Annotated in this window: 9 protein-coding genes; 5 read left to right on the top strand and 4 right to left on the bottom strand. The window is 46.7% G+C overall.

All coding sequences use genetic code 11. The annotated features are described in order from the left end of the window. The first annotated feature begins 87 nt into the window (after positions 1–87). From trxB to AC0IYG_RS17370, 5 genes are all read left to right on the top strand, one after another. On the top strand, positions 88–1047 hold the full coding sequence (trxB, locus tag AC0IYG_RS17390; protein ID WP_471712409.1) for a thioredoxin-disulfide reductase: 960 nt from the start codon (positions 88–90) through the stop codon (positions 1045–1047). An 84-nt stretch (positions 1048–1131) separates the two neighbouring features. Then, positions 1132–2205 carry a peptidoglycan DD-metalloendopeptidase family protein gene (locus AC0IYG_RS17385; protein ID WP_471712408.1) on the top strand — a complete coding sequence of 358 codons (1074 nt, stop codon included), beginning with the start codon at positions 1132–1134 and terminating at the stop codon, positions 2203–2205. A gap of 10 nt (positions 2206–2215) precedes the next feature. Then, the gene (bshB1, locus tag AC0IYG_RS17380; RefSeq protein WP_471712407.1) at positions 2216–2941 is read left to right on the top strand and encodes a bacillithiol biosynthesis deacetylase BshB1; all 726 of its coding nucleotides are present in this window, start codon (positions 2216–2218) and stop codon (positions 2939–2941) included. Positions 2942–3076: 135 nt separating this feature from the next. After that, positions 3077–4009: an exonuclease/endonuclease/phosphatase family protein gene (locus AC0IYG_RS17375; RefSeq protein ID WP_471712406.1), complete on the top strand. Its 933-nt coding sequence runs from the start codon at positions 3077–3079 to the stop codon at positions 4007–4009. 105 nt (positions 4010–4114) lie between these two features. Next, a complete protein-coding gene (locus AC0IYG_RS17370; RefSeq protein ID WP_471712405.1) occupies positions 4115–5605 on the top strand; it encodes a choice-of-anchor I family protein in 1491 nt (496 codons plus the stop codon). Positions 5606–5649: 44 nt separating this feature from the next. Here AC0IYG_RS17370 and AC0IYG_RS17365 read toward each other — a convergent pair whose 3' ends face one another. The 4 genes from AC0IYG_RS17365 to AC0IYG_RS17350 all read right to left on the bottom strand — a co-directional run bounded on the left by AC0IYG_RS17365 (position 5650) and on the right by AC0IYG_RS17350 (position 11699). Further along, the gene (locus AC0IYG_RS17365; protein ID WP_471712404.1) at positions 5650–6399 is read right to left on the bottom strand and encodes an esterase family protein; all 750 of its coding nucleotides are present in this window, start codon (positions 6397–6399) and stop codon (positions 5650–5652) included. Between the two features lie 4 nt (positions 6400–6403). Continuing rightward, a complete protein-coding gene (locus AC0IYG_RS17360) occupies positions 6404–7006 on the bottom strand; it encodes a GDSL-type esterase/lipase family protein (RefSeq protein WP_471712403.1) in 603 nt (200 codons plus the stop codon). A 244-nt stretch (positions 7007–7250) separates the two neighbouring features. Continuing rightward, complete coding sequence (locus tag AC0IYG_RS17355; protein WP_471712402.1) at positions 7251–10460, bottom strand: TonB-dependent receptor; 3210 nt, start codon at positions 10458–10460, stop codon at positions 7251–7253. A 72-nt stretch (positions 10461–10532) separates the two neighbouring features. Beyond that, positions 10533–11699 (bottom strand): glycosyltransferase family 4 protein, encoded by a 1167-nt coding sequence (locus AC0IYG_RS17350; RefSeq protein ID WP_471712401.1) that lies wholly within the window; start codon positions 11697–11699, stop codon positions 10533–10535.

The following is an 11699-nucleotide window of genomic DNA, read 5'->3' as shown; positions in this document are numbered from 1 at the left end:
GCACTTTTGTCGATCTGCCAATGTTGTAATAGACGAGTACAACTTAGTTCGTAAACATTCGTCGTTAACAATTAGTAATAAAATAATATGACATCCGAGAAAGTCTCTTGCTTAATCATCGGCTCCGGTCCTGCCGGTTATACAGCCGCTATATATGCATCCAGGGCAGGTTTGAATCCTGTACTTTACCAGGGAGCCCAGCCAGGAGGCCAGCTCACCATTACGACAGAAGTTGACAACTATCCGGGTTATCCTGACGGAATTACCGGCCCGGAAATGATGATCAATTTTGAAAAACAAGCCAGGCGTTTTGGCACCGATATCCGCTACGGCCTTGCCACAGCGGTAGATTTCACAACGCATCCGCACAAAGTGATCATCGACAACAAACACGAGATCCAGGCTGATTCTGTGATTATTTCAACAGGTGCTTCTGCAAAATGGCTTGGAATTGAAGGGGAAGAACGTTTGAACGGCCGCGGCGTTTCAGCTTGTGCGGTTTGTGACGGCTTTTTCTTCCGCGGACAGGATGTGGTTGTTGTAGGCGCTGGCGATACAGCTGCTGAGGAAGCAAGTTATCTGGCCAAATTGGCCCGGAAAGTCTATTTGCTGGTTCGTCGCGACGAAATGCGTGCTTCGAAGATCATGCAGAAACGTGTTGAAATGTTGCCAAACATTGAGATCCTCTGGAACACAGAAACTGTTCGGTTGAATGGTGAAGACGGACTTGAATCTGTTTTAGTAAAAAATAATAAAACCAGCGAGGAGCAACTTTTGGACGCAACGGGTTTCTTTGTAGCAATCGGACACAAGCCTAACACGGATATTTTCAAAGGATATCTGAACATGGACGAGACCGGTTACATTCAAACTGTTAAAGGAAGTGCCTGCACCAACATTAAAGGTGTATTTGCTTGCGGTGATGCTCAGGATAATGTTTACAGACAAGCGATTACCGCTGCCGGAACCGGTTGTATGGCTGCATTGGATGCCGAGAAATTTTTAATGGAACTTGAAGTAGAAACCATTATAGAAGAAACAGCTTAATTTATTTGCCCAACCCCTAATTTGAATCAGACCGCACCGAATCGGCTTTTATAGACTGTGTGGTCTGATCTGTTTTTAACACTTATGAAAGTAAAGCTTATTGTAAGTTTGCTAATGATCGTGTGTTTGATCTCCTGGAACACGCAAGCGCAAGAGCGAGGAAAATTCAAAAGAAATCCAAAAATCAACCAGTCCGGAAACAATGCCAACGAAGGACCAACACGCGTAAGCACGCCGCAGCCTGAGGATGAATATCAGGTAGAAACTTCCAATTTGAGATTTCAAAACCAGTTTGAGCCGGTTAAGCCCCTCAACCCGGTTGTAAGTGAAGACACCACCACCATTGATGAAGGCGAAACCGAAGTTGTAGAAGTGGTCGACTCGCTGCTTGTCGCCGATGAATGGGTAAAATCAGCTGAATATTACGTGATATGGGACGCCAGGACAATTAATCCTTATGGCCTGAGCCCTTTGGAATTTGACGAACCTGTTGAACTTACATTATATGATCCGGCCGTAAACCGCATGTGGGCGACGCCGATGACGGACACCAAGCCAACGTCGAACTTCGGTTACCGCTGGGGAAGATGGCACAACGGAAGCGACCTGGATCTGGAAACGGGCGACACTGTGCGTTCAACCTATGACGGAATGGTCCGTATTGTGGCATTCGACGGCAGTGGTTATGGTCGATTTATTGTAGTAAGACATTATAACGGGCTTGAAACGCTTTATGGTCACTTGTCTAAACAACTTGTGGAATCGGGGCAGATTGTGAAAGCGGGCGATGTGATCGGGCTTGGCGGAAACACCGGACGCAGCACAGGATCGCATTTACATTATGAAAATCGCTACGAAGGAAATCCTTTCGATCCTCGGAATATTTTTGACTGGGAAAATAAGGCCATCAAGTCGGATCACTTTTTGCTTACCAGCAATGTTTGGAGCCATTTACGCGGTAAATCAAACAAAAGCGAATTTGCTTCCGGCGATGCGCCCGTGGCTTACACCCGCTCTATTTTACACAAAGTGCGTTCAGGTGAAACGCTTTCATCCATTGCAGGAAAATATGGTGTGAGCATTTCAACCGTTGCCAGAAAAAACCGCATTTCGACCCGTTCGACCTTGCGGATCGGCCAAAAGCTTCGCATCAAATAACAAACTCATTATGAAACTAGATATTCTCGCCATCACAGCCCACCCTGATGATGTTGAACTCTGCTGTGCCGGCACATTGCTTTCACAATTAGCATTAGGCAAAAAAGTAGGCATCGTGGATCTGACACGCGGCGAGCTCGGCACACGCGGCACTCCGGAAGGCAGGATTCAGGAAGCAAGAAATGCGGCCACGATCATGAATATTCCGGTGCGTGATAATGTTGGGTTGGCTGATGGTTTTTTCAAAAATGACGAAGCTCATCAAAAAGCAATTATTCCTTATATCCGTAAATATCAGCCCGATATCGTCATTACTAACGCGGTTGGTGACCGTCACCCGGATCACGGACGCGCGGGCCAGCTTGTTTCAGACAGTTGTTTCTATTCGGGTTTGCGGATGGTGAAAACTTATGACGAGCAAGGCAATGAGCAGGAAGCGTGGCGCCCGAAACACGTTTTTCACACGGTGCAGGACCGCTACATCACGCCGGATTTTATTGTAGACATCACCGCAGTGCACGACAAGAAAGTTGAAGCGATCCGTGCTTTTGAGAGCCAGTTTTACGTGCCCACTTACAATGTAGATGAGCCGCAAAGTTATATTTCCTCACCTGATTTCCTTGAATTTGTCATTGCACGTGCGCGGGAAATGGGTCATGCGATCGGCGTCACATTCGGAGAAGGATTTACGACTTCCCGGAAATTAGGCGTGAAGGACCTCAGCGCATTTATTTAATAATTCAATAACAACCGCTGTTTATTGAGTTCATACTGTAATCGTAATTTGGCATCAACCATTTACGACAGTATGCCAACTAGTTACAGAAACAAACGAAATTTAAGCATATGGGCACTTTTGGTCCTGCTTGTCATGTGCAATAGCACCGAGCGGTCCAATGGATCAGGCATTATTAACCTGCGTACGCAAAAGGCCAACTTCCTTACGACGGCAACTCAGGGAGAGTTTTCAGCGATCAGCTACAACATTGCCGGCTTGCCTGCCATCATTTGCAGCGCCAAAACTCCGAGAGCCAGCAGCACCGCAGCCATTGGTAAAAAACTGCAATCGTTTGACATTGTGCATGTGCAGGAAGACTTCAACTACCACACGCAGCTGTACGATAATGACGACGTTCACAATTACCGCACGGAAACAAAAGGCGCCGTTCCGTTCGGTGACGGGTTGAACACATTGTCAAAATTCCCGATCAGTAAAGTGGTCCGGGTGAAATGGAATGATTGCACCGGAGCGGACTGCATGACGCCGAAAGGTTTCACTTACAGCAAGATACAAGTCGCGCAGGATGTTTTTATTGACTTTTACAATGCGCACTGCAATGCTTATAACACATTGCATGCAGCCTCCGCCCGCCGCCAGAATATCAGGCAATTATCCGATTACATTAAGAAACATTCTTCCGGGAATGCGGTGATTTTGATGGGCGATCTGAACGGCCGTTATAGCTATTTCTTCGATAACATTCACATGCTCAATAAAGTGAACGGAATGCAAGACGCGTGGATCGCTCATAAAAACGAAGGGAAAGTGCCCACGCCATTGAAGATAATTCCTGCTGCCAATATTTTGAACCTGGCTGATAGCAGCGAAACCATTGACAAAATATTTTTCCGAAGCAGCGATAAGATCGAGCTGAGCACGGTTAGTTATGCTTTTTTGAACCAGCATTTCAACAATGATCAGGGCCATCCCCTATCCGATCACCATCCTGTGAGCGCGCAATTTTCCTGGCGACTTAAACCGCAGATCCAATACTTGGCAGAGCGCATTTCTCCGACCAAATAGCCAACAGGCTCAGGCTGTTAATTATCATATTGTTAAGCTTTCTTCAACCGTCTGCGGATGGCTTTGCTTGTCGCTATTTTTGTTTTTATCACTTACTACTTGAAGATGAACAACAAAAATTTACTAGCACTCGCTGTTCTGGCCGCGGCTTTTACCAGCTGTACGGACCACTTTCCGGAACAACCGCAAACACCCGTTTCATTTAAAGAAATGGCTTCCATTGACCTTGGTGGAACTGCTGCTTCGGAAATTTCTGCCTACGACGCTGCATCACGCAGACTGTTTACGGTCAACAATGAATCAGCGGCTAAGGTCGATGTGATAGACATCTCGGCATTCCCGACGGTTTCCAAATTGCAGTCGATTGATATTTCCTCGCTAGGCGGTGTAGCCAACAGCGTTGCGGTTTCAAATGGCAAACTTGCTATCGCATTGGAAGCGACGAATAAACAAGCGAATGGAAGCGTGATCGTGCTGAATACAAGCACGTTGGCAACAATAAAGCAAATCACTGTCGGTGCATTGCCGGATATGGTTACTTTCAGTCCTGATGGAAAATACATTGTGACGGCAAACGAAGGCGAGCCGAATGCGGCTTACACGGTGGACCCGGAAGGATCTGTTTCGATCATTGATGTTACAGATAATTACAGTGTGAAAACTTTGACATTTGGTGCATTTGCAGGTTCCTATGCACAGCTTGCAACGAACGGATTCCGCGTTTACGGCCCGGGTGCCAGTTTTGCACAAGACATTGAGCCGGAATATGTGGCAATTTCAAGTGATTCCAAAAAAGCATTTGTTACGCTTCAGGAAAATAACGGAATTGCTGAGCTGGATCTAACCACCGGAACCATTTTGAAATTGCACCCGCTCGGCACGAAAGACATCAGCAAACCAGCTAACGCAATGGATGCCAGCGATAAAGACAATAAAATTGCGCTTGCAACCTGGCCTGTTAAGTCATTCTATCTGCCGGATGCGATTGCGCCGTTTTCTGTCAATGGTTCGGATTATCTGATCACAGCCAATGAAGGCGATGCGCGCGAATACACGGCATTTGATGAGCAAAAACGTGTCAGCGCGCTTGTGCTGGATGCCACTGCTTTTCCGGATGCATCTAATTTGCAAAAGCCTGAAAACCTAGGCCGTCTTCGGGTAACGAGCACGCGCGGTGACATTGACGGTGATGGCGATTACGATGTGCTTTATGGCTTTGGAGGCCGTGGATTCAGTATTTTCAATGCTTCAACGGGTCAATTGGTGTTTGATTCGGGAAGTATGCTAGAAGACGAAGCCATTAAGGCCGGCATTTATGACGACGACCGCTCAGACGATAAAGGCGTTGAACCAGAAGGCGTTACAATCGGCATGATCGATAACAAACCGGTTGCATTCATCGCGCTTGAACGTGTTGATGCGGTTGCGATTTACGACTTAAGCAATCCGACTGCTCCAAAATTCCTGCAACTGCTCAAAACCGGCGATGCTCCGGAAGGCGTTTTGTTTGTTGCGCCAGATAAAAGCCCTAATGGCAAAGGCTTGCTAGTGACAAGCAATGAAGGCGACGGAACTGTGAAGTTTTATCAGCATTAATCACGCAGCGCTTAAAAAGTAAAGGTTGTCCATCCGGACAACCTTTACAAATATAGCTTCACCATTTCCCGCCAGTAACGCGGTCTGTGCGCTTCCTCTTCCCAGATGTACAACTTGTGCGGCACGCCAATCTGCGTCAGCGACGCGCTTAACCGCTCGTTATCCGCCAGAAACGAATCTTCCCTTCCCACGACGAGCGTAATATCCAGGTTTCTCAGTTGTTTCAAAAGCTTCTTGTCTCTGATGCCCGGCACAAAATGGTTGGGCATGTGATAGTAAATGTTGTCATCGAAATAACCATCGAACAGGTCAGCGAAAAAAGGCAGCGGTCGGGTGAGATCGTATCTTGCACTCATGCCAACGACTTTGCTGAAAATCGCCGGGTGCCTCAATGCAATGTTGACCGCGTGATAACCGCCGAGACTGCACCCGGTAACTGTTAGATCTTTGGATTTATTTTTGCTTTTGATAAAAGGCAGCACCTCTTTCAAAATATACTGCTCATACTGTATATGCCTCAGGATCCGCTCATTAGGCGGAGTTGGCGCATAAAAACTTTCCTGATCAATGCTGTCAACGCAATAGACTTGAATTTCTCCATCCACGATGCGCTCACGCATTGCCTCGATCACTTTCCAATTTTCCAAATCATAGAAATGCGCCGATCTTGTAGGAAAAAAAAGGATTGGCGTTCCCGCATAACCAAACACCAGCAGTTCCATACTTCTGTTCAACACAGGGCTAAACCACTTATGATAAGCTCTTTCCATTACATCAGGAGTTGTGAGGATCATGAGATTAATCGGTGCCAGACGGCTTTAACGCATTCCTAATTGCTTTTTCCCACAACGCGTAACCCAATGGACTCAAATGCAGCCCATCTTGCTCAAAAAACGGTCGGTAAGGAGCGCCATTTCCGTCGAGCATTGCAGGGAAAATATCAATGTAATGCTGGTTCGGATCTTTTTCGGTCTCTTCCTGAATGAGTCTGTTAGCAGTCCTGATCTGGGAAATGATTTCCCACCGCTGCAAACTCGGTTTAATGCTGACATAATAACAAGGAATGTCGCCGAACTTATGGCGGATCTGCCCAATGAGCTGGCGGTAATAAAGGCACACTTCCATGGGATTACGCCCGTCGCCCAGATCATTATCGCCTGCATAAAGTACAATCGTTTTGGCAGATTTAACCTGCGTCATAATGCGGTCAAAAAACCAGGAACATGCTGCGAGCGTCGATCCGCCAAAGCCCAGATTAACGGGCTTTAAATCCTGAAAATCAGCATACAATGTAGTCCACAAAGTAATGCTGGAACTGCCGTAAAATAATGTTTCGGGTTGAAACGAAAGCTTTTCAGATTCCTTTTCAACTCTTAATACTTCATCCTCGTACCAATTCATTTGTTAAAATTATTCACGCTAATACGGTCATTCCAGATCGTTTTTTACAAATCTAAGCAATGCAAAATTGCTGGAATGTTAAGGTTTGTAACTCAAACCTGCTCTCAAAAAATGCGACTACAAAAAGTTCTCCAGCAAGCGCGGGATCGGCCATATAAAAGCAAAAAGTATGACCGCCGCAGATTTTGGCAGTCATACTTTCTATTTTAATTGCTGCCATTGACGCCGGCAAGCGAATGTTTGATCAGAAACTATAACGCAATCCCAATTGGAATTGGTAAGGATTTCCAGAAGGCGTAACGACCCCGGCCGTATTCACCCGGTAAACAAATTGCTGATTGGCCTTGTCGAATCCTGCAACTGCCGGTGTTGTTGCCGTAGCCGGGATTCCCAATGCATAAAGCGACTGGCTGCCCAAAGATTTGTTGGCGCCCCATTCCTTATTAAGCAAGTTGGCAACATTGAAAATATCCGCTGACAACTCAATTCCGTGGCTCCCGGCGATTTTGAATTTCTTGGTCACCCTTAGATCGAAAATGCCGTAGAAACTATTGATACCACCATTGCGCTCAGCAATCTTACCGGAGTATTTAGTAATGTAATCTTTCACACTCTGGCTTGCATTCGGATTGTCAAGAATCGCCTGCAATCCTTTTCTTACGTTTTCAGGAACGCTTGGGTCGTTTCTGTCAAATACAAAAGCGAGGTCATTCTGCCCGGCAACGAAATCGGCGTTGCTATTAGCTCCTGACAAAAGTGTATATCTGGTTCCGCCAAGTCCTGAGTAACGCACACCTACATTGATTCCCCAGAAAGACGGCAACGAACCGTAGAATACGATCTTGTGACGGAAATGGTTGTCGGAATAGCTTAACTGGCTCAAATTACGTGGATCGTCTTTAACCGGCAGCGACAATGTTGCGGTGTTGGCAACATTACCATTGTACGAAGTGTTGTCTTTCGTATCGTTGTAAGTGTAGCTCATGGTAATCTCGCCATCGCGGAAATACTGGTAAGTCGCGTCAGCAACAAAAGCGAATGTGTTGACTTTTCCCTTGCTGTTCAATTCCAGCACGCGGCCAAACTTCTGGCTTTTGCGTCCCTGAAGCCAATCTCCGGCGCCGTTAGCAGGCATGCTGGCAAGCGGAACAAACACACCGCGGTTGTCTTCATTTGCCAAACGGAAATACGGATCGTCCGCCATGTTCCGGTCTACATAAAAGTAGTTATTGCGGCCCAGCGTCATGTATCCAGCGATTCCAACACGCAATTTATCCGTAAAATAATGACTGTAAGATGCATTGGCTTTGTACATCACCGGCACACGTGCGTCCGGACCATTTGTATTGATCGTTGGCAACTGGAATGCAGCTAAACTAGGAATGCTCGCATAATTGTTGCGGTAAGCAGCAAAATCCGGTGCAGGAATATTCGGGGCGCGCACATCGACCGTTGCCAGGTGCTTGCCGTCAAATGTTAAGTTGTTGATCAGCACATAGTTGTTAATGTCGGAAGCAAAGATCCCGCCGCCCACACGCACGATGTCCGTGTGTTTTTCATTTACATCCCACGTGAATTGCAGACGTGGCTGCACCACGAATGATTTCAACCTGTGATCGGTGCGGATCTGCAATTCGTCAAACAATGTCTGGTTCAAAGGTGAGGTCGGGTAATGTGCGTAATCGAGGCGCAAACCGGCAACCATATCAAGACCAACGGCCAATTTCGTTTTCATCTGGCCATAAATCCCGGCATTAAGAATATTCCCGTTCACTGACCAGTCGTCCATCAACGGCACTTCGCGATAGTAACGATAAGGTTGCAATGCTTCAAATTTTTCCAAAGCCGTTTTGCCAGCTGCTGCATCTACTGTATAATGAAATCTTCCGTTCACCTCGCTGCCATAAGTGGAGTGCGAACGTGTGTACATGAAGTCAACGCCAAATGTATATTCAACTTTATCAGTGTTATAATACAGGTTATCAACCAATTGAATCACATTATTGGTAAAACCTTCCTGTGCGAAACGGTGACCGCCCATCTGAATGTTCGTCGATTTCGAAGTTCCGTCAGACAATGTGGATGTTACGTTTTCAACAATGGCTCTCGGAATGTTGGCCGAAGGAAGCTGATCACCCGGGCTGCTTTTCTGGTGCGTATACAAATGCTGCACCTTCAATTCATTGGTCAAACGTGTGTTGATCGACGAGCGCAACGATGCGAGCAAGCTGTTGTCAACATTATAGTCATTTCCCGTAGATTCAAAAATGTTGATCGATGTGTTGTCCTGCAAGCCCAGCTTATTCCTGTCGTTTGTGTAATTGTCGCGGATTGTCAGCAAGTTCTTTCCATTGATCTGCCAGTCTACCCGCGCAAAAACTGCATCAGATCCACGCGACTTGTCGAATGTTCCGTATTGCGGCGTGTTGGCAACTCCGTATTTCGAACGCGCAATGTCAACATACTTATCCAGCGTTGTGCGCGTCACATTGAACCTGTTTTCATCCGCAGGCGTCAACACATCGGCGATAACGAACGGACGCGTGTCTTGCTGGTGATCCCAAGCAACGAAAAAGTGCAGCTTGTCCTTTACAATGGGTCCGCCCAATGAAAAACCAAACTGATTAGTAGAAAAAGTTGTGTTCAACTTATTCCCGCGAATGTCATAAGGGCTTGATAACCAGTTGGCGCGCGTGTAATTGAATGCACTTCCGCTCAACCGGTTTGTTCCAGATTTTGTAACTGCGCTCACCGTTCCGCCACCGCTTCGGCCATACGTAACGTCATATTGATTGGTAACAACCTGAAACTCACGCACTGCTTCAATCGAAATCGAATACGGCGCCCCGCTCCTGCTGGTTGTAGAACCGGCCGAAGTTGGGTTCTTGGCATTCATACCATCAATGGTGTAGTTGGTCGATGAGCCCAGCTGTCCGGAAATGTTTCCGCCTCTGCTCAACGGAGAAAGATCCATCAGCGACGTAAAATTCCGTCCGTTAACGGGAAGGCGTGTAATGTCCTTGGCTGAAATGGCGGTCGATGCGCCGATGTTTTCAATTTTGTTTTTGATCCCGGAAGCAACCACCTGAACAACTTCAAGCGTCTGGTCGGTCTCCTTCATCGTCATCTTGATCTTGATCGCATCGCCCTGGTGTAAGATGTAACCAGTCTGCTTTTGCTCTCCAAAACCAACGAAAGACGCGATTACCGTATAAGGGCCGCCCAAAGGCAATTCTTTGAAAGCATACTCTCCTTTTGCGTTGGTTGAAGTTCCAGTCGTAAAACCTGTGGATTCGTTTTTAACCTGGACATTAGCCCCAGGCAATTCCATGTTTTTGTCATCGGTGATCGTCCCTGAGATGGACGCCTGCGTAGTTTGGGCCATCGCTTTGTTCGAAAAGCATGCCCCGAATGTTGATAAAAGAAATAATAGGAGTAAAAATCGTTTCAGCATTATAATAGTGTTTTTTACAAAAATAAAGCTGCAAAAAACGGCTATTTTCTACCGAAGCGGATTAAGACATTGTTAAGATATTGTAAAGAGATTGAAACGTTCGTAATACGTTTTCACCATGATATCCCAGCCATAATTGCTGACGGTGAATGCTTGAAAGGCCTTTTTCTGTTTGGCAAAAGTTTCAACATTGTCGATCAGCGCATTGAGCTCATCAGCCCAGACCTGCGCATTTTGGCTGGGGAGTAAAAAGCCGTTTTGGCTGTTTATGATCGCATCGGGAATGCCGTCAACATTGGCTGCGAAAACCAGTGCACCCGCAATGGCGGCTTCCAGACACACCAATCCAAATCCCTCCATATCGCCTTCGACATGAATGTTAGGCATTACAAAAGCTTCCGCAGCTTGTAAAATTGCCTCTTTATCTTTTGCCGGCAATCGGCCTAAATGCTTTACAGCGTTACCAAATTTCGGTTCGGCGAGCAATAATCTGATCGCAGCGGCATCGGACCCAAAACCCAAAAATAACATTACTTTTTCACGCAGCTTTTCAGGAACGAACGATAGGAACCGTTCAAAGAAACCTGGCTCCCTATCGAAAGGCCCGATCAGCAACACAAAAAATCGGGGATCCAGCTTGGGCACAACTTCCCGGATAAACCATGAAAAACCTTTCCGCCTGACCGGCCTGCCCACCGCCACCAGCAATTTGCGACCGGCTGGAATCGCATATTTTGCCAGCAGCTCCGCCATAGCATCGGGCAAACCGTCCAAATGAGCAATGTTTGTGTCAACCCCGTTTTTTATGACGACGACTTTGGCAGGATCAATGCCCATCGCAATCGCCTGATCAGCCGTAGCGCGGCTTACGGCAATCATCAGATCGAGGGAATTGAACTTTGGAAAAATGCGCTTTCTGTAAATCTGACTTGGAAAAACGACGTCAAGCCCGTGAAGCGTTACTGTACGTTTGAGATGTTCGTAACCTTTGTGCCACAAGCAGAATGTTGCAAGCAGCGCGTCGTTAAAATGAATGACGGAGATCTCGGGATGGGCTTTGCAGGTCTTCAAAATGTTGCGCCTCAACCCCAGAAAGAACATCAATAAGCTGCCATTGCCCTCATATACAATGCGGTGAACTTTGCAATGTCGCTGCATCCCGGTGATCAGTTCAAAACTTTGCTTTTCCATTCCACCCACAGCAGGCGGATATTTGTGGCTGACAAACAAAATTTCCAT

Source organism: Dyadobacter sp. AC419 (assembly GCF_979253085.1).
This window is presented reverse-complemented; position numbering and strand designations above follow the sequence as displayed.